This window comes from Pseudomonas sp. SJZ077 (assembly GCF_007993905.1).
GTDB classification, from domain to species: domain Bacteria; phylum Pseudomonadota; class Gammaproteobacteria; order Pseudomonadales; family Pseudomonadaceae; genus Aquipseudomonas; species Aquipseudomonas mandelii.
The window spans coordinates 539117-558331 of the sequence record NZ_VIUJ01000001.1; the positions used below are offsets into that span (position 1 = coordinate 539117).

The 19215-nt window shown below is 57.2% G+C and carries 14 protein-coding genes; 11 read left to right on the forward strand and 3 right to left on the reverse strand.

Annotation, left to right across the window (positions count from 1 at the left end):
* The first annotated feature begins 207 nt into the window (after nucleotides 1-207).
* The 3 genes from FBY01_RS02725 to FBY01_RS02735 all read left to right on the forward strand — a co-directional run bounded on the left by FBY01_RS02725 (nucleotide 208) and on the right by FBY01_RS02735 (nucleotide 7897).
* Complete coding sequence (locus tag FBY01_RS02725) at nucleotides 208-3807, forward strand: calcium-binding protein (protein WP_145305839.1); 3600 nt, start codon at nucleotides 208-210, stop codon at nucleotides 3805-3807.
* Between the two features lie 233 nt (nucleotides 3808-4040).
* Nucleotides 4041-5927 carry a hypothetical protein gene (locus FBY01_RS02730; protein ID WP_256664380.1) on the forward strand — a complete coding sequence of 629 codons (1887 nt, stop codon included), beginning with the start codon at nucleotides 4041-4043 and terminating at the stop codon, nucleotides 5925-5927.
* Nucleotides 5928-6037: 110 nt separating this feature from the next.
* Nucleotides 6038-7897 carry a hypothetical protein gene (locus tag FBY01_RS02735; RefSeq protein WP_256664379.1) on the forward strand — a complete coding sequence of 620 codons (1860 nt, stop codon included), beginning with the start codon at nucleotides 6038-6040 and terminating at the stop codon, nucleotides 7895-7897.
* Nucleotides 7898-8053: 156 nt separating this feature from the next.
* Here the strand turns inward: FBY01_RS02735 and uraH are convergent, their stop codons facing one another.
* Nucleotides 8054-8407 (reverse strand): hydroxyisourate hydrolase, encoded by a 354-nt coding sequence (gene uraH, locus FBY01_RS02740; RefSeq protein WP_010456673.1) that lies wholly within the window; start codon nucleotides 8405-8407, stop codon nucleotides 8054-8056.
* Between the two features lie 418 nt (nucleotides 8408-8825).
* Here uraH and puuE point away from each other — a divergent pair, with 418 nt between their 5' ends.
* From puuE to FBY01_RS02780, 8 genes are all read left to right on the forward strand, one after another.
* Nucleotides 8826-9752 carry an allantoinase PuuE gene (gene puuE, locus FBY01_RS02745; protein ID WP_008031461.1) on the forward strand — a complete coding sequence of 309 codons (927 nt, stop codon included), beginning with the start codon at nucleotides 8826-8828 and terminating at the stop codon, nucleotides 9750-9752.
* A complete protein-coding gene (gene uraD / locus FBY01_RS02750) occupies nucleotides 9749-10264 on the forward strand; it encodes a 2-oxo-4-hydroxy-4-carboxy-5-ureidoimidazoline decarboxylase (RefSeq protein ID WP_010456677.1) in 516 nt (171 codons plus the stop codon). Before puuE ends, uraD begins: the two co-directional genes overlap by 4 nt.
* A 90-nt stretch (nucleotides 10265-10354) precedes the next feature.
* Nucleotides 10355-11350 carry an allantoicase gene (gene alc / locus FBY01_RS02755; protein WP_059404692.1) on the forward strand — a complete coding sequence of 332 codons (996 nt, stop codon included), beginning with the start codon at nucleotides 10355-10357 and terminating at the stop codon, nucleotides 11348-11350.
* A gap of 116 nt (nucleotides 11351-11466) precedes the next feature.
* The gene (locus FBY01_RS02760) at nucleotides 11467-11970 is read left to right on the forward strand and encodes an ureidoglycolate lyase (protein ID WP_010456681.1); all 504 of its coding nucleotides are present in this window, start codon (nucleotides 11467-11469) and stop codon (nucleotides 11968-11970) included.
* 50 nt (nucleotides 11971-12020) lie between these two features.
* On the forward strand, nucleotides 12021-13313 hold the full coding sequence (locus FBY01_RS02765) for a urate hydroxylase PuuD (RefSeq protein WP_010456683.1): 1293 nt from the start codon (nucleotides 12021-12023) through the stop codon (nucleotides 13311-13313).
* Nucleotides 13314-13484: 171 nt separating this feature from the next.
* A complete protein-coding gene (locus FBY01_RS02770) occupies nucleotides 13485-14843 on the forward strand; it encodes a nucleobase:cation symporter-2 family protein (RefSeq protein ID WP_010456685.1) in 1359 nt (452 codons plus the stop codon).
* Nucleotides 14844-15004: 161 nt separating this feature from the next.
* The gene (locus FBY01_RS02775) at nucleotides 15005-15790 is read left to right on the forward strand and encodes an outer membrane protein OmpK (protein WP_077748166.1); all 786 of its coding nucleotides are present in this window, start codon (nucleotides 15005-15007) and stop codon (nucleotides 15788-15790) included.
* 376 nt (nucleotides 15791-16166) lie between these two features.
* Complete coding sequence (locus tag FBY01_RS02780) at nucleotides 16167-16952, forward strand: outer membrane protein OmpK (protein ID WP_010456690.1); 786 nt, start codon at nucleotides 16167-16169, stop codon at nucleotides 16950-16952.
* A gap of 116 nt (nucleotides 16953-17068) precedes the next feature.
* On the opposite strand, the gene FBY01_RS02785 is transcribed toward FBY01_RS02780, so the two are convergent.
* A complete protein-coding gene (locus FBY01_RS02785) occupies nucleotides 17069-18241 on the reverse strand; it encodes a patatin-like phospholipase family protein (RefSeq protein WP_010456692.1) in 1173 nt (390 codons plus the stop codon).
* A 28-nt stretch (nucleotides 18242-18269) separates the two neighbouring features.
* Nucleotides 18270-19202 (reverse strand): lipid A biosynthesis lauroyl acyltransferase, encoded by a 933-nt coding sequence (locus FBY01_RS02790; RefSeq protein ID WP_010456694.1) that lies wholly within the window; start codon nucleotides 19200-19202, stop codon nucleotides 18270-18272.
* Nucleotides 19203-19215: the final 13 nt, after the last annotated feature.

A 19215-nucleotide genomic window follows, 5' to 3' on the forward strand; every position in this document is an offset into this window, starting at 1 on the left:
CGTATTGCCCTATTACTTGAACTCTTGATTTCATTAGACGTTATCAACGTCAACGCACTAAGAAGTGTTTGCCAAGGATGGCAACACTTCACACCCGCCCCGCAACAAACCGCAACACGCGATATAAATATATATAGTTGTCTTTTCAGAACTCCCCCTACCATGGCGCTGCGATTTTGCACACGACGCCAGGAAAAGGAAGTTCCTATGGCAATGGTTTTCCAAACGCCCGATCCCGATCACTACAATGCCGTCGAAGTGACGGATATTGAACTGCAAGCCAATGAGTACTCCCCAACCACTATTGATTTCGATAAAGAAAGCATCGCCTCCGCCCCGCAACAAACAAATGCCAATAAAAGCCAGCTACGCGTTATTGATGAGCTGTTCGGCCCTATAAAAATAGGCACCCACTCGATTACCCGGTGTGCACTGGATGCACTGGGCGCGACATCAAATGGTCAGGGATTGAACGCTCAAAACACGTTCTTTCGACACCCCAAGCGGTCTTTTATCAACGCCTTGCAATTTGACCCTTTATTTATTGAAGCGCGTATGCGATTCACCGGCACCCGGGATGATTACGCACTGCCTTCCTTGCTGTTTGAAATGGCGTCGCAACGCCCACTAACGGCTCCGCCCCTGCTAAGAGAATTACCTGATCCCGCTGCCGATCCTGAACAGTACCGCCACAAACTGGACAAATTGCTGAACGCGGCGCAGAGGCTTGATATACGCCACGCGCACTTGTCCAAAACCACACCTCCCTGGGTGAATCGGGTCAAAAGTAGCAGCATGGTCAGCATGGGGACCGGGCTTCAGGCCTTCGGTATTTACAGCGGGCTGCGCGGCCTGCAAGACGCCATTGCAAGAAAAGATCACGGCGAAGTTGTATTCAACAGCCTCAGCACTTCAGCGGAAGTCACTTCATTAGCCGTCGAAGTGGCGGTCACCAAGCAAGCAAAATACATGATCGAAGCCGGGCAAAAAGCCTACAGGGATTTTGCCAAAACCAGCTTCGGCGTTCGACTGGGGCGTGGCGCGGGGCTGATCGCGAGCGCACTGACGTTGCCCTTCGATGTCATGTCCGCCGTCAAATCCTTTAATAGCGCAGCGGCAACCACAGGCAAAGAAGCCACGGATCACTATGTCGCTGCTGGCTTGAGTGTGACCAGCGCGGCCATGACATTGATTCTGGGTGCCGCCGCACTGGCAGGTTTCTCCTTTATCGGCCCGGTGGGGCTGACGGCCGGACTTCTGCTGGTGGCAGGTTCTCAGGTCTATGCGGCGGTACGCGTTGTCGACGATATCGATGATTACATCGAACTCACTACCCATGAGCGCCTGCGCACGGGCTGGTTCGCCTTTTGGGGAATCCTCCCCGACGACGACATACAAACCCGCCACGCGATTGCCAAATCAACGGTTGAACATTCGAGATTGTTACAAGCGACCGCCCGAAAATTACTGGAAGGAAAATTAAAAGACAGTACAGAAGTCATTGTAAACGGCAAGTTCAAGGTCGAGCTAAAGCCGACACAGGTGCCTAGCTTCGATTGGGAGGCGCAACAGTACCTATATAAAACCATACAAAAACCGCACGTCATTGATAGTAACGACACGATTGATGCTCGGAACGGTGTGACTGACGACATGCCCGGCGCGGAGTTCGGAACGCCAGGAGAGAACAAAGGTGCGGTGTGGTTTATGGGTGGCGGCGACGACACCATCGTGGGTGTTGAAAAAAAGCCAAACAGATTCTATTACGGCGCAGGTATCAAGCATCTGACCGGGGGAGAGAAAGACGATGAATTCATCTTCGAAGGCGCCGCCGAACTTCTCAAAAACGGTCCAAAAGACCCTCTACCCACTCTTCTGAAAGGTGGTTTGGGCAGCGATACGCTAGTGGTTACCGGGAGCTATCCTGAGGGCAACCGCCAAAGATTCGGGTATTTCATCGATCTGAACGAAGGACGACTGTCCATCATCACCCGTGACCAGACCAATGAGGGCCGTTTCAACTATCGGCACACGCTTCTGGAGAGCATTGAGAACGTCGAAACCCTGGCCGGTGCGCAAAACAAGGTCATCGGTACGGGCGGCCCGAATGTCATCAAGTCGCGCGGTCGCGACACCATTGAGGCGGGCGCCGGGGATGACAAAATCTATCTCCTGAACAATGAAGGTACAGCCGCCGGAGGTCCCGGAAAGGATCACTACGCGGTGGCCCATAAACCCGGCAACGTATTCATTACTGAAGATGGCGTGGAGGAGAGCGTCATTGCACTTGACTGGAGAATGGAGCTGATAAAGAGCTGGAAAATCGACAATCACGAACTGGTCATCACCTCAGGCTTTGATCTCGACGATCTTAAAGAGCGGGATGTCTACATCAAGGGCGTCTATAAAACAGCCAACGATCGACGGCAACTGCAGAACAGGAAACTGACTTTCGTTACAAAGGACGGGTTTCATTTGATGCCTGAACTTCCTGAAACCATAGAGGCTGCCGGCTCCCTCGAGATTAAAACAGTCATTACTGAACAGGGAAAAACCCAAAACCCGGTCATCCTTTACAACCGTGAATACACGATCGCACACGACAAAAACACGAGTTATTTTGTTTCGCGACTCAATAAACATACGATCCTTACAGTAAAACAACGAAGCACAAACACGCTGGCAACCCTTTATCTGGAATATGCCAGCCATGAACTGACGCGGGTCGAGGCTTACTTCAAGGTAGACCTGATGCGCCAACGTGACTTTGATCGCATCATGTATAAAGAATGTGGTCTGACCTTTCACTTTGACAGTCAGCGATTGACTATCAACAACCTGGCCAGCTCTATCTGGGGCGGCGACCAGAGAATCACAAGCCGGCTGACGCGCCCCACCAACGTGTTGAACCAAGCTGTTCTTCTGATCATGAATGACGGTGTTTCTTATAGAGTCGATCCACCCTCCTTGCCCGATTCAGCTTTTTCCAACGATCAGTTCGAAATAAACGGTCCAATGGAGCGCACCCGCCAAGTGCCTCTGCCACTCGTGGCCAGAGATGGAGCGCCTGTTTTTTGTCAGCCCTTGGACAACGAGGCCCATCACCTGGGCAACCGGGAGAAGTGCGTCCAACTGGTCGCTTACCCTGAACAAACAACCATCGAACATCTGGAGGGTGACGGCTCGACGTACCTTGTCCACCTCAGCTCCGAAATGACGCTAGGCATTTCAACGCCAGGCGCTCGAGCGAACGCCCTACTCAAATCGCCATCGGCGTCTACCTGGGAATTCGATGCAACGAGCCTCGCCTACACCAGAATCAAACGGGTGGACGACTGTCTGCTGATCGGACATACCGTCATTCACCTTCCGCACTACGACGACCCACAAGATTTGATCGATCAGATACGGGTCATCACGCCAGACGGCGTTGTCTATAAAGTCGATCTGGATTTCGACGAAGTCTATATCGACTCACTGGATGGCCGGTATTTCAAAGGCGATGTTCTGAACGAGGGCGCCCTATTGGCAGAACTGAGAGCCTTGGAAATGGAGGACCTCGCCGTTCGAAACATAGCCCTGAGAGACGGTACTGTCGGCAGTCTGTCTTACAACCTGTCGGACCGTCGTTGGATACTTGATACAGACACGTCCCGCACGGTCCTTTACGCCGACCTGGTGCCTTTACACCGGTGCGCCCACCAACTCGAACACTGTTATGAGTTGATGGCGTTTGGCACTCGTTCCACCCCTCCGGTAAGCGCCGCCGATCTGCGGATACTTTTAGACACCTGCAAACTTCTATAGCGCCTACGCAAGACTTCAAACCTCAGGATAGGCAGACGTCTTTTGTAGCAAATACCGCCACACCCTATACATATCTATCGCCTCTCGACGGCTGATCCAATCAAAACTAACCACCGTGTTTTCCAGGGCCGTGCTTCTTCACGAGCCCTGCTTTTCACCCAACTAATTTTTCGTCTGTATCAGCGGCCAGTCCTGATTCAGACCTTCACCAGATTATTATCGGATCTACGGCCATGGCTAAACCACCCAAGAAAATTCCAAACCCTAATACGCCTGGCACTTCATCATCCTCCACCAGACTCTCTTCTGAGGATGACGTGCCCAGGGTCGGCCCGTCCGGCCGTAATGACACGCCCGTGCAGGGAGAACTCACTCCCCCTGTTCCTGCCTCAAATACGTTGCCAGGCGACACTTCCCAGCACCAGCCCGTGGTTGTCACCCACATGCCTGCTCGCACTCCTCACCCCTTTTTGCAACCGGAGAATAGGGTGTCCTGGCCTCTTGAGCAGGTTGATCAACTGATACGCATCGGTGACACCGGGCTCTTCATGAGCAAAGAGCAAAGGTTATATGCCCACATTGAATACGCAGGCATTGGCAGAGTGGAACCGAACGCCAACGGAGACTACCAAGTCTATTTCCCTTTCGCCCCTGACCATGCCGGACCGGTGCTGAAGAAGGTTGAAGGCAAGCCGCTGTGGTCCATTTTTCCGTCAACTCCAGGCGAACAAAAAGTGGGTTCGCGCGTGACCGCTTCGACCTTCGCGGCCCCCGTCCATCTGATCAACAATCCACTGGTGATCAGAAAACTACCCGCCGCTGACGGGCTTGGAATTCGTTGGCACAACCTGCGAAGTTATGTCGAGTTGCTCGACGAAGGCATTGTTCAAGTCGTCAGAAACGCGAATGGCGATTATCAGGCGACCTTCGGCCAGGAATGGACACCGTCCGGCCCCGTACTCGAGAGGGTTGGACTGACACGATTCTGGCGCCGTAAAGCTCCGACGCAAACCACTGATCAACTGACGGCTCGTCAACCGTCCTCCACCGTCGAAGAAGCCGGTCCGAGCAAGCGCCAGCGCCTTGAGGAACATGAACAGCAGCCAGGCCCCCGTGGACCCGAGCAACAGGTTATTCCTCTCTACCCCGCCCACCCGACCAATGAAAACCCCTACCTGTGGGCATCCTGGGGAAAGGTCAACAAGCCGTATTCAACGGAATCCATACAGATCGGTGAACTGCATTATGAAACGGTACCCAAGGTCAAAAACGTACCAAAAGTCTTGAATTACCTCCAGCATCCCCAATTCCAGCCTTCTCGTTTCGACTTGTTTGAACAGATGTTGCACGCGAAACCCTGGTTGCAGCCCGTACCGGTAGTCCTGAACAGCGATGGCAAGTGGATTGTGAATAGCACCCGCCGATTGTTTGAAAAACCGATGACAGAGTCTGTTTCAACTACCTTCCCGGACTTTTCACCGGTCACCTCGCGCGCTGTCGCAAAGCGACTATTCGAATATTCGGGGGGATCCGAGGTAATCGCCCGCGACGGCTTGTACACCACCATATTGACGCTGGATCACTGGAAGGAACGGGCGGGCATCTTTGATGCAAAGTTCGAAAATCCGATTGATTTATTGCCTGTCGCTTCACGCATGGATGATGAGGGGACAATCATTTCCATGGTGCCTCCGGAATTTGGCGAACCCTTGCGCAGGCTGGACTTCCTCCCCAGGCATTTCCAGATGGAATGGGACAGCTTTGTCGCGGATCGCTCTGACTACAACCTCAAACGGTTAGTCAGCACCGCATTGATCCGCAACGGGTATGACGTGTTTCCTTTATTGAATGAACATCGCAATCCCAAGTTGATATTCAAACGCGAGGGTCATGACAAGGTTTACTTCCTGAAACTCGGTATCGTCGAGAAAAATGCGATTGGACTAAAACCGTCTCTTGCGCCCGAACTTGCCTACCAGGCGTTAGCTTCACAGGTGGGGAATGAAGCCCGGCAAGCTCTCATTACCGCCGACCAACAAAACAACATTGTCTGGTTATTAGGCGGCGCTCAAACAACGCCGTCTGGATGGCAGTCTGTTTTTATTATCAGAGAGCGCTGATACCGCCTTTCTTCAGTGATAGCCGCACATCATTAAACGCCCCTTATCGGGCCTCAGAAACTTATTGTTTAAATATTACCCACTTATATAAACATCCAGGAATACGACCGATGGCCAAACCACCAAAAAGAGTTTCAACTTCCAATACACCTGATACCTCGACAACACTTCCAAGGTCTTCGTCAGAAGACAGCCGGGTACGAGGCGGCCATCAGGCCGCAACGGTTGGCACATCGCGGGGAGACGCCAATCCCGTTTCAGACGCCAATGTGCCAGGTTCATCGCAAAGTACCTTGCCTCGTCAGCCTGTCGTCGTTAGCGACATGTCGGCTAACCCTACAAGCGATGCCGAGATGGCTACCCGCATGATTTCCTGGCCTCGGAACAAGGTCGACGAACTATTCAGCATCGCCGACACCGGGCTTTTCATGAGCCGCCAGCAGCAGCTTTACGCCGATATTGGAGAGGAAGGCATTTTTCTGATCAGGGCAAACGCGAGAGGCGACTACCAGGTGCCTCTTCCGTTTGCCCCGGGCCAACCCGGGCCGATCCTCACGAAGGTGCCTGGCCAGGCGCAGTGGAAAATCACTCGCGAGGGCATGGTCCTTCCCATCGCAAGCGTTCCCGTGAGGCAGGAAACGCTGGAGATCATTCCTCGGCACTTGGCCGACAAACTGACGTCACCCGATGCCAACGGTCTTCGTTACGACAAGCTGAAGAGAACCTATGTCGACGTGACGGAAGAAGGCACGGTCATGGTCCGCAAAAATACGGACGGCCACTATCAGGCCTCCTCGACGAGCGAATTGATCCCTTCGGGCCCGTTACTCGAAAACATTGAAGGGATGACACTTTGGCAACGCAAGGCAACCAACACACCGGCCTCAGACGCTGAAGATTCAGGACCCACCCCAGGCAAGCGCCCTCGTCTGGACGAACAGGTCGAGGCGGCCAACCCCGTGGCCGATAACAACCCTCCTGCTGCCACCCTGAATGACAACCCGTATTTATGGGCCTCCTGGGGGAAAATAACCAAGCCTGATTCGGTGGAGTCCATCATGATCGGCCAACTCCATTATCCGATCGTGCCAAAGGGGCCAATGGCCGATCAGCTCCCCCTCGTGTTCATTCAACACCCGGAATTTGCGCCCTCACGCTTCGAGGCTTTCGAGCGCATGTTGCAAGAGGCACCTTCGTTGCAACCCGTCGCCACCAGCCACCACGCCGCAACAAATACCCGGAAAGTCGACGGCGCTGCTCGGCTCTTTGAGAAAACACTGACGCAACAGGTCGCGGATGTTTACAAGGGTTTCACCGAGCCGACATCCCGCGCCGTCGCCAAGCGACTATTTGAGCTATCCAACGAGTCGGCGGAGTTCAACGGCAGCGGTTTGGCCCGAATGAAGCAAACCTTTCGCTACTGGGAGGGCAAATCGAACCTGGGCGTGCCACGGCTCGGCGACCCATTGGACATGTTGCCTGTTGCGTCCAGTAATGATGGCGCCAGACGAATCGTCGAATTACACGCTCCGGATTCCGTGACGCCCTTGCAGCAGTTGAACTTCAACCCCGAGAGCACTCATGCCTGGCAGTTCTACGCCGAGTTGCCCAACGCGCCGGGACGACTTTCGTTGTTGCTCGCGTCGATACTGGGCCACAGCGGTTACAAGGTCTTCCTTCCCGCAAACGTAGAGAATGTTCAGCTCACGCCTCCAACGCTGGTATTTAAAAGGCCTAATCACGACAAGGTGTACTTTTTGAAAGTGGGACGTGTGGAGACCGATGCGATTGAAATTCTGCCGCCGTCCATGGCAGAGCTTGACGACCCTCATCTGAAGACGCGAATCGGCGACGAAGCGCACCAGTCACTGGTTGCCGCCGATGCGAAGGGTGATGTGGTATGGCTGATGGGCGGCGTCCAGCACCCGCTCGCTGGAAGCCCTTCGGTGTTCATCATCAAGGAACGCTAATAGCGAAACGTGCGCACCTCGCCATCCATCAGCGGGGTGCAATCCAAGGTATCCGTGCCAAACACAAGACAAAAAAAAGCCCGCAGTGTGAGCGGGCGAAAGACCAAAGAAGCTATATGCGCAGTCGCTTCCAGGTTCAGGCAGCTGCTTGGGGGATCAGCTGCCGCGGTACGTGGAATAGCTGTAAGGCGAAATCAGCAATGGCACATGGTAGTGATCCTGTTCCGCAGAGATGCCGAACCGCAGCACCACCACGTCCAGGAACGCCGGTTCCGGCAACTGAACACCACGGGCGCGGTAGTAATCGCCCGCATGAAACTGAACCTGATAGACCCCGGAACGGTAGTCATCGCCTTGCAGCAACGGTGCGTCGACACGGCCGTCGCTGTTGGTGATCGCGCTGGCGACCAATTCCAGCTGCGAGCCTTCAACGCGGTACAACTCGACCTTGATCGAGCTGCCCGGGCAACCGTGTGCAGCGTCCAAAACGTGTGTAGTCAAACGTCCCATTGATTCTGCGCGCCTGCCTGCATGGAGCAGTCAGACCTCGCGCCTCCCGAAGTCAGTTGAAAGGAGACCGCACCGGTTCGGAGCACGAAACGCTGCGGCGAGCGACTGATTAAGACACTTTTCAAAAAAATTGTACACAATAAAAACGACATTTTTCCAACCAGTGCCGCCATCCAGGATTTCATAACAAATCTGACGCCAAACCATGCGCTAAAAGGTCCTTCCATCCATTAGCTGACCATTCGGGCAGGTTTCTTGCAATAACATGCAAAGATGACAGCTCATCAAAAATGCAAAAAATCAGGCTTACAAAGTGAACATAAAGTTGTATACAATCAGCCCATCACTGTGACGCCAGCCTGTCATCTCACCGCCAGGCCGCCACACAACCTGTCAACGAACAAGAAGGAAGACTGCAGTGAGCGCTGACTACCCACGCGACCTGATCGGTTACGGCAGTAACCCTCCTCACCCACACTGGCCCGGCAATGCCCGCATCGCCCTGTCGTTCGTGCTCAATTACGAGGAAGGTGGCGAGCGCAATATCCTGCACGGCGATAAAGAATCCGAAGCCTTCCTCTCGGAAATGGTCTCGGCGCAGCCGCTGCAAGGCGCGCGCAACATGAGCATGGAATCCCTTTACGAGTATGGCAGCCGCGCCGGCGTCTGGCGGATTCTGAAACTGTTCAAGGAATTCGACATTCCGCTGACCATCTTCGCCGTGGCCATGGCCGCCCAGCGTCACCCGGACGTGATTCGCGCGATGGTCGATGCCGGCCACGAGATCTGCAGCCACGGCTACCGCTGGATCGACTATCAGTACATGGATGAGGCGCAGGAACGCGAGCACATGCTCGAAGCGATCCGCGTCCTCACCGAAATCACTGGCGAACGCCCGCTGGGCTGGTACACCGGCCGCACCGGCCCGAACACCCGTCGCCTGGTGATGGAAGAAGGCGGTTTCCTCTACGACTGCGACACCTACGACGACGACCTGCCCTACTGGGAACCGAACAACCCGACCGGCAAGCCGCACCTGGTGATTCCGTACACCCTGGACACCAACGACATGCGTTTCACCCAGGTCCAGGGTTTCAACAAGGGCGACGATTTCTTTGAATACCTCAAAGACGCGTTCGACGTGCTGTATGCCGAAGGCGCCGAAGCACCGAAGATGCTGTCGATCGGCCTGCACTGCCGCCTGATCGGCCGCCCGGCGCGCCTGGCCTCGCTCAAGCGCTTTATCGAATACGCTAAAAGTCATGAACAGGTGTGGTTCAGCCGTCGCGTCGACATCGCTCGCCACTGGCACGAAACCCACCCGTACCAAGGGGCTGCCCAATGAGCACCTTCCAGACCGTCAAACCTTCGAGCCTGAGCCGCGACGCGTTTGTCGCCGCGTTCGCCGATATCTACGAACATTCGCCATGGGTGGCCGAGAAGGCCTTTGACCTGGGGCAGGACGCCTCGATCGATGAGATCGAAACCCTGCACCAGCGCATGAGCGACATCCTGTTGAGCGCCGATCATCAAAGCCAACTGGCCCTGATCAACGCTCACCCGGACCTGGCCGGCAAAGCCGCTGTCCAGGGCCAGCTTACCGCGGCCAGTACTGAAGAACAGTCGGGCGCGGGGATTCACCAATGCACGGCCGAAGAGTTTCAACGCTTCACCGAGCTGAACGACGCCTACAAGGCCAAGTTCAAGTTTCCCTTCATCATGGCGGTAAAAGGCAGCAACCGGCATCAGATCCTCGCGGCGTTCGAAACGCGCATTCACAATTCGGCGGATACCGAATTCAAATGCGCGCTGGCGGAGATTAACAAGATCGCCCTGTTCCGTTTACTGACTCTCTAGCAAGCTTGGCCCGAGAGACCTCTAGAACGCTTGCGTTTCCCAGGGCCCTGCAAGCATCCCAAGCCAACTTATTAAAGGCAGACAAGAAGAATGAAAGCTTACGCCGTACCTTTCGAGAAGTTCGTCAACCTGGCCGACGCCCGCCTGGGCACCAAAATCATCTCGGTCACCGATGACTGGTTCGCAGACGCCAACCGTCTGTTCCAACCGACCCCGGCCGTATGGAAGGAGGGCGTGTTCGATGACAACGGCAAGTGGATGGACGGCTGGGAGTCGCGCCGCAAGCGCTTCGAAGGCTACGACAGCGCCGTCATCCGCCTGGGCGTTCCGGGATCGATTAAAGGCGTGGACATCGACACTTCATTCTTCACCGGCAACTTCCCGCCGTCGGCCTCCCTGGAAGCCTGCTTCCTGGCCTCGGGCGAACCGGACGACAACACCCAGTGGACTGAAGTGCTGTCCGCCGTCGAGCTGCAAGGCAACAGCCACCATTACCACGAAATCAGCAATGACCAGGCCTTCAGCCACTTGCGTTTCAACATCTACCCGGATGGTGGCGTGGCCCGTCTGCGTGTCTACGGTATTCCGTTCCGCGACTGGTCCGCTGTCGGCGACAACGAACAGGTTGACCTGGCAGCAGCCCTCAACGGTGGCCGCGCCCTCGCCTGCTCCGACGAACACTTCGGCCGCATGAGCAACATCCTCAACCCGGGCCGTGGCATCAACATGGGCGACGGCTGGGAAACTGCACGTCGTCGCACGCCGGGTAACGACTGGGTCATCGTCGCGCTGGGTCATGCCGGCGAGATCGAAAAAGTCATCGTCGACACCCTGCACTTCAAGGGCAACTACCCGGACACGTGCTCGATCCAGGGCGCGTTCGTGAAGGGCGGCACCGACAGCCAGATCGAAACCCAATCGCTGTTCTGGCGTGAACTGCTGCCGGCGCAGAAACTGGAAATGCACGCCGAACACACCTTCGCCGAACAGATCAAGGCCCTGGGCCCGATCACCCACATCCGCCTGAACGTGTTCCCGGATGGGGGCGTGAGCCGCCTGCGGGTATTGGGCAAGGTCGCTAAATAAGCGGCGCGCCCTTCGCGGGCAAGCCTCGCGCCTACGGGCATCACCGACCGTAGGAGCGAGGCTTGCCCGCGAAGACGCCAGAACAAACAACATTGAATTCGGAAAAGAAGACCAGCATGCGCACATTGACGATTGAACCGCTGACCAAAGAAGCCTTCGCCCCTTTCGGTGACGTGATCGAAACCGACGGCAGCGATCACTTCATGATCAACAACGGTTCGACCATGCGCTTTCACAAACTGGCGACGGTGCAAACCGCCACGCCAGAGGACAACGCGATCATCAGCATTTTCCGCGCCGACGCGCAGGACATGCCGCTGACCGTCAGCATGCTGGAGCGTCACCCGCTGGGCAGTCAGGCGTTCATTCCGCTGCTCGGCAACCCCTTTCTGATCGTGGTCGCGCCACTTGGCGATGAACCTGTATCAGGCTTGGTCCGCGCCTTCGTCACCAACGGCAGGCAGGGCATTAATTACCATCGCGGCGTTTGGCACCATCCGGTGCTGACGATCGAAAAGCGGGATGACTTCCTGGTGGTTGATCGCAGTGGCACAGGCAATAACTGCGATGAGCATTTTTTCAAAGAGGATGAGCGTTTGATCCTTGCCCCCCACCAATAAGAGAAGGTCTGATCACTCGACAACAGAGTGACAGGCGAGAGGTAAAGACTGTGGAAGCACATCTGTTGGAATGGCTGAACCTGAGCGTGCGCTGGGTTCACATGATTACTGGCGTGGCCTGGATCGGTGCGTCGTTCTATTTCGTCTGGCTGGAAAACAACCTCAATCGGGTCAACCCGAAAAGTGGTCTGGCGGGCGATCTGTGGGCGATCCACGGCGGCGGTATCTACCACCTGGAAAAATACAAATTGGCCCCGCCGACCATGCCGGACAACCTGCACTGGTTCAAATGGGAAGCCTACTTCACCTGGTTGTCGGGGATCGCGCTGCTGTGCGTGGTGTTCTACTCCAACCCGACGCTGTACCTGCTGGCACCGGGCAGCAGCCTGACCGGCCCTGAAGGGGTCGCACTGGGCATCGCCTCGTTGTTCGTCGGCTGGTTCATCTACTCCTTCCTCTGCGACTCGGCCCTGGGCAAACGCCCTGCCCTGCTAGGCTTCATCCTGTTCGTGCTGATCATTGGCGCCGCTTACGGCTTCAGCAAAGTGTTCAGCGGTCGTGGTGCGTACCTGCACGTCGGCGCGATCATCGGCACCATCATGGTCGGCAACGTGTTCCGCATCATCATGCCGGCGCAACGAGCATTGGTGGCGGCGATTGCCGAAAACCGCACGCCGGACCCGGCACTGCCGGCCAAAGGCTTGCTGCGTTCGCGTCACAACAACTACTTCACCTTGCCGGTGCTGTTCATCATGATCAGCAACCACTTCCCGAGCACCTACGGCAGCCAATACAACTGGCTGATCCTGGCCGGGATCGCAGTGCTGGCGGTGTTGGTGCGTCACTACTTCAACACCCGTCATGACAGCCACAAGTTTGCCTGGACTCTGCCTGTCGCGGCTGTTGGCATGATCTGCCTGGCTTACGTTACCGGCCCGGCGCAAATGCCGAGCGCACCTGAAGTGGCCAAGGCGCCTGGCACCATCGAGTACCAGCCGCTGCCGGAAACCGCCATCGGTGGTGGTGCCAAACCTGCCGCTGCGAAGCCTGCTGAAGCACCGGTCCAGGCGTCCAACGCCGGCCCGAGTTTCGACAAGGTGCACAGCGTGATCCAGGAACGTTGCTCGGTGTGCCATTCGGCCAAACCGACCAGCCCATTGTTCAGCGCGGCTCCGGCCGGTGTGATGTTCGACACCCCCGAGCAGATCCGCCAGAACGCAGCGCGCATCCAGGCTCAGGCCGTTACCAGCCAGATCATGCCACTGGGCAACATCACCCAGATGACCCAGCAGGAACGTGACCTGATCGGGGCGTGGATTGTTCAGGGCGCTCCGACCAACTAACCGTTGAAAAGCTTCGCGGGCAAGTCGGATCGCCACACCGCTCGCTCCTACGGATATGCAGTGTCCCTGTAGGAGCGAGCGGTGCGGCGATCCGACTTGCCCGCGAATGGCCGCGCCGCGGTCAATCCTGATGCACAAAATCACAAGAATAAAAAAGATCCGAGGTGTTGCATGTCCGAGCTATCCGAAGCACGCATCCCCGACGCACCCGCAATTCAGCGTTTGCCCCTTTTGCAACTGATCCTGGTCGGCCTGCAACACGTTCTGCTGATGTACGGCGGCGCCATCGCGGTGCCGCTGATCATCGGGCAGGCCGCCGGCCTGAGTCGTGAAGAAATCGCCTTCCTGATCAACGCCGACCTGCTGGTGGCCGGGATCGCGACCATCGTGCAATCGCTGGGCATCGGCCCGATGGGCATCCGTATGCCGGTGATGATGGGCGCCAGTTTCGCCGCCGTCGGCAGCATGGTCGCCATGGCCGGCATGCCCGGGATCGGCCTGCAAGGAATCTTCGGTGCAACCATCGCCGCCGGTTTCTTCGGCATGATCATCGCGCCGTTCATGTCCAAGGTCGTGCGCTTCTTCCCGCCGCTGGTGACCGGCACGGTCATCACCTCGATCGGTTTGTCGCTGTTCCCCGTGGCCGTCAATTGGGCGGGCGGCGGTGCCGGCGCCACTCAATTCGGCTCACCGATTTACCTGGCCATTGCCGCGCTGGTGCTGGCCACCATTCTGCTGGTCCACCGCTTCATGCGCGGGTTCTGGGTCAACATTTCCGTGTTGATCGGCATGTGCCTGGGCTACGTAATCTGCGGGCTGATCGGCATGGTCGACCTCAGCGGCATGGCGGATGCGCCCTGGGTGCAGATTGTCACCCCGCTGCACTTCGGCATGCCCACGTTTGAACTCGCACCCATCCTGTCCATGTGCCTGGTGGTGGTGATCATCTTCGTCGAGTCCACCGGGATGTTCCTCGCGCTGGGCAAAATCACCGGCCAGGAAGTCTGCCCACGGATGCTGCGCCGCGGCTTGCTGTGTGATGCCGGCGCCTCGTTCTTCGCCGGTTTCTTCAACACCTTCACCCACTCTTCGTTCGCGCAAAACATCGGCCTGGTGCAGATGACCGGCGTGCGTTGCCGCTCGGTGACCATCGTTGCCGGCGGTTTGCTGGTGGTGTTGAGCCTGTTGCCGAAAGCGGCGTTTCTGGTGGCCTCGATTCCACCGGCGGTACTGGGCGGCGCAGCGATTGCGATGTTCGGCATGGTGGCCGCCACCGGGATCAAGATTCTTCAGGAAGCCGACATCGGTGACCGTCGCAACCAGTTGCTGGTGGCGGTGAGCATCGGCATGGGACTGATTCCCGTGGTGCGTCCGGAGTTCTTCGCGCACTTGCCGTTGTGGATGAGTCCGATCACCCACAGCGGCATTGCGATGGCGACGTTGAGTGCGCTGTCGCTGAACCTGCTGTTCAACATTCTTGGCGGCAAAGAACGCGCCGCGATCAACGACTGTCACGCCCACTCGCATTAAGTCAGCAACGCACGAACCCTGTAGGAGCCGGTTTGCTGGCGAAGGCGGCGTGTCAGACGACATCAAAATTGGATGTTCTGACCTCATCGCCAGCAAGCCAACTCCCACAAGGTCGGGGACTGCCTGCGCCTTGCAAAAATAAAAACAAGAGGGAGCAACAGATGATTCGGACACAGAAAAAACTGCTGTTGGGCGGTGGCCTTCTGGCCGCAAGCCAGGCCATGGCTGGCGATTTACTGCTGTGGCAGACCAACAGTCTGAGCTATTTGTACGGCAAGGATTTTGCGGTCAACCCGTCGATCCAGCAGACGATAACCTTTGAGCATGCCGACCGCTGGAAGTACGGCGACAACTTTCTGTTCGTCGACAGCACTTACTACAACGGCGAGAAAGACCGGAACAAAGGCGTTCACGCCTATTACGGCGAGTTCAGCCCGCGCCTCTCCTTCGGCAAAATCCTCGACCGCCGTTTCGAGTTCGGCCCGATCAAGGACGTGTTGCTGGCCATGACCTACGAGAATGGCGAAGACGATACCGAGGCCTACCTGATCGGCCCCGGTTTCGACCTCGCGATTCCCGGCTTCAACTTTTTCACCTTGAACTTCTACTATCGCCAGACCGAAGGCTCGCGTCCCGGCGACGATGTCTGGCAGATCACGCCGGCCTGGTCTTACACCCTGCCATTGGGCAACTCGAACCTGTTGATCGACGGCTACATCGACTGGGTGGTGGATAACGACCAGAACTCACAGGGCACCTACCACGCCAACTTGCACGTCAACCCGCAGATCAAGTACGACCTTGGCAAAGCGTTTGGCTGGCGGGAGAAACAGGTGTACGTCGGCGTCGAGTACAGCTATTGGAAAGACAAGTACGGCATCGAAAACAACGGCAACTTCGACACCAATGAAAACACCACCAGCCTGCTGGTGAAGGTGCACTTTTAAGATGGCCCGCAACAGTGCTCCAAACCTGTCGTCGGTGCGCTGTTGCGGGGCACTTGAGACCTGGCCAAGGAGTCAGTATTCTCCGCGGCCGCCTGAATCCGCTTTAAAAAAAAGCCCGGATTTAATTCCTGACCAGAAAGCCAACTTATCCCGGCTCTGCACGGTTCCAAGGCACTCCAAAACCCCTCTCAATCGACTGCTCTTGAGCAGCCGAGCGGGAGTTTTTTGGCTTTTCGAACGCCTTGGCTCAGCTCTTGCTATCAGCACTGAAGCTGACCGACTGGATGATTTTTTACCGCTACAGAAAAAGGCGCCACACCAGAGCGTCGACCTTAGAAAAATAACGTGGAACCACCTACTTTTTGGGAGCAACCGAATGAAACGTACGTGCACCAGCCTGATGCTCGCGGGATCGTTACTGGCCGGGGGCCAGGCAATGGCCGGCGACTTGCTGCAATGGCAGGACAACAGCCTGACTTATCTGTATGGCAAGGACTTCCAGGTCAACCCGCGCATTCAGCAGACGGTGACCTTCGAACACGCCGACGGCTGGAAATATGGCGACAACTTCTTCTTCATCGACAAGATCTTCTACAACGGCAAGGAAGACGCCTTCGCCGGTGAGAACACCTACTACGGCGAATTCAGCCCGCGTCTGTCGTTCAATAAGATCTTCGACCAGAAGCTCACGTTTGGCCCGGTCAAAGACGTGCTGCTGGCCATGACTTACGAGTTCGGGGAAAACGATACCGAGTCCTACCTGATCGGTCCCGGTTTCGACCTGGCGATCCCTGGGTTCGACTACTTCCAGCTGAACTTCTACAACCGCCATACCGAAGGCGACCGTCCGGGTGACAACATCTGGCAGGTCACCCCGGTCTGGTCCTACACCATTCCGGTCGGCGACTCGAACATCCTGATCGATGGCTTCATGGACTGGGTGGTCGACAACGACGTCAACAAAAAAGGCGAATATCACGCCAACCTGCACTTCAATCCGCAGGTCAAATACGACCTGGGCAAGGCACTGAACCTGGGCGAAAAGCAGTTGTACGTCGGCGTCGAGTATGACTACTGGAAAAACAAGTACGGCATCGAAGACAGCCAGGGTTTCAAGACTGATCAGAGCGTGACCAGCTTCCTGGTCAAGGTTCACTTCTGATCCGGCGGCGTCTCTAAGGACGCCATCGCTAGCAGGCTAGCTCCCACAGTTGATCTTCGTCGCGCTGAAGATCCCCTGTGGGAGCTAGCCTGCTAGCGATAGCAACACCGCCGATCTCAGGCCGTAACCACAGGCTCCGCCAACCCGAGAAACCGGCACAACTCCCCGCGCTTGGCCAACGCATCCCGTCGCCCCAGATCAATCAGCTCGCTGCAATACCCCGCCTCGAACAGCAGATAACTCAACACCCCCGCCCCGCTCGTCTTGGTCGCCCCCGGCCCGCGCAGAAACAGGCGCAACGCCGCCGGCAATTCCTGTCGATGCCGCGCGGCAATTTCATCGATCGGCTGACTCGGCGAAATCACCAACACGTCCACTGGCGCCACGCCCAACGCGCGCATCGGCGTGCCGTCGGGCAGCAAGTGACTGAACTGATTCAGACGCTGCAGCAACTCGATGTCACTTTCCAGACTGTCAATGAACGTGCTGTTGAGCATGTGCCCGCCGATCTGCGCGAGGGTCGGCTGCTGACCGGTGTAGGCGCGTTGCAGCGGTTGCTCCGGGTCGACCCCGCGCGGGTTGCCGCTGACGCCCACCACCAGCACGCGGCTGGCGCCCAGGTGCAGGGCCGGGCTGATCGGTGCCGATTGGCGCACCGCGCCATCGCCGAAATACTCTTCGCCGATTTTTACCGGTGCGAACAACAAGGGAATCGCTGAACTGGCCAGCAAGTGATCGACGGTCAATTGCGTGGGCACGCCGATCCGCCGATGGCGCAACCATGCATCGATGGTGCCGCCCCCCTGATAGAACGTGACGGCCTGCCCGGACTCGTAACCGAATGCCGTGACCGCCACCGCCTGCAACTGCTTCTGGGCGATGGCCTCGGCGATGCCGTTCATGTGCAATTTGTCGTTGAGCAACCCGCGCAGCGGCGAACTGTTGAGCAAGGCCACCGGAACCTGAGCGCCGATGCCGAGCAAACTGTGGCTGACGAAGCGGCTGGCCTGATGGATCACGCCCGGCCAGTCGCTGCGCAGCACCAAGTGACTGCGAAAACCCTGCCAGAACGCAGTCAGGCGCTCGATCGCGCCACGAAAGTCCATCGCCCCGCTGGCCAGGCTCACTGCATTGATCGCCCCGGCCGAGGTACCGACAATCACCGGAAACGGATTCGCCGCGCCCACTGGCAGCAACTCCGCAATCGCCGCCAGCACGCCCACCTGATACGCCGCCCGAGCCCCGCCGCCGGAAAGAATCAACCCTGTAACCGGTTCAGCAGGACTCATCGCAACACTCCATGGTGCAAAAAAGGGATCAGCCGCGTTTCTTGTACAGCTTCGGCTCGCCCGGTGGACGGCTCTTGAAGCGCCGATGGGCCCAGAGGTATTGCTCGGGGCACTCACGCAGAGCGCCTTCGACCCACTGATTGATGCGCAGGCAATCGGCCTCTTCGGTCTCGCCAGGGAAACCTTCGAGCGGTGGGTGGATCATCAACCGATAGCCGCTGCCGTCCGCCAGACGCTCCTGAGTGAACGGAACCACCAGCGCCTTGCCAAGCCGGGCGAATTTGCTGGTGGCCGTGACCGTCGCGGCCTGAATCCCGAACAGCGGCACAAAGATGCTCTGCTTGGCGCCGTAGTCCTGATCCGGTGCGTACCAGATCGCCCGACCGGCCCGCAGCAATTTGAGCATGCCGCGCACGTCGTCGCGCTCCACGGCCAGCGAATCGAGATTGTGCCGCTCGCGGCCCCGGCGCTGGATGTAGTCGAACAAAGGATTCTTGTGTTCGCGGTACATGCCGTCGATGGTGTGCTGCTGCCCCAACAGCGCCGCGCCGATTTCCAGCGTGGTGAAATGCACCGCCATCAGGATCACGCCCTTGCCTTCGCGCTGGGCCTTTTTCAGATGCTCCAGGCCTTCGACATGGGCCAGCTTCGCCAGACGCTGACGCGACCACCACCAGCTCATGGCCATTTCAAAGAAAGCGATGCCGGTGGAGGCGAAGTTTTCCTTGAGCAGGCGCTTGCGCTCGTCGGCGGACTTTTCAGGGAAACACAGTTCCAGATTGCGTTTGGCAATGCGCCGTCGGTCGCCGGCCAGCCGATACATCAAGGCGCCCAACAAGCGACCGATGAACAGCAGCGCCGGATATGGCAACTGAACAATCAGCCACAACAGCCCCAAGCCACACCACAGTGGCCAGAAACGCGGCATAAGAAATGTTTTTCGAAAACGCGGGCGATCCATTAAAGGTTCCGGA

Excerpts from the sequence above, each read along its gene's own strand:
- FBY01_RS02760 (WP_010456681.1), top strand. The coding sequence starts at position 11,467 with ATGCGCACATTGACGATTGAACCGCTGACCAAAGAAGCCTTCGCCCCT.
- FBY01_RS02735 (WP_256664379.1), top strand. The coding sequence starts at position 6,038 with ATGGCCAAACCACCAAAAAGAGTTTCAACTTCCAATACACCTGATACC.
- FBY01_RS02770 (WP_010456685.1), top strand. The coding sequence starts at position 13,485 with ATGTCCGAGCTATCCGAAGCACGCATCCCCGACGCACCCGCAATTCAG.
- FBY01_RS02790 (WP_010456694.1), bottom strand. The coding sequence starts at position 19,202 with ATGGATCGCCCGCGTTTTCGAAAAACATTTCTTATGCCGCGTTTCTGG.
- FBY01_RS02725 (WP_145305839.1), top strand. The coding sequence starts at position 208 with ATGGCAATGGTTTTCCAAACGCCCGATCCCGATCACTACAATGCCGTC.
- FBY01_RS02730 (WP_256664380.1), top strand. The coding sequence starts at position 4,041 with ATGGCTAAACCACCCAAGAAAATTCCAAACCCTAATACGCCTGGCACT.
- FBY01_RS02780 (WP_010456690.1), top strand. The coding sequence starts at position 16,167 with ATGAAACGTACGTGCACCAGCCTGATGCTCGCGGGATCGTTACTGGCC.
- FBY01_RS02785 (WP_010456692.1), bottom strand. The coding sequence starts at position 18,241 with ATGAGTCCTGCTGAACCGGTTACAGGGTTGATTCTTTCCGGCGGCGGG.
- uraH (WP_010456673.1), bottom strand. The coding sequence starts at position 8,407 with ATGGGACGTTTGACTACACACGTTTTGGACGCTGCACACGGTTGCCCG.
- alc (WP_059404692.1), top strand. The coding sequence starts at position 10,355 with ATGAAAGCTTACGCCGTACCTTTCGAGAAGTTCGTCAACCTGGCCGAC.
- FBY01_RS02775 (WP_077748166.1), top strand. The coding sequence starts at position 15,005 with ATGATTCGGACACAGAAAAAACTGCTGTTGGGCGGTGGCCTTCTGGCC.
- uraD (WP_010456677.1), top strand. The coding sequence starts at position 9,749 with ATGAGCACCTTCCAGACCGTCAAACCTTCGAGCCTGAGCCGCGACGCG.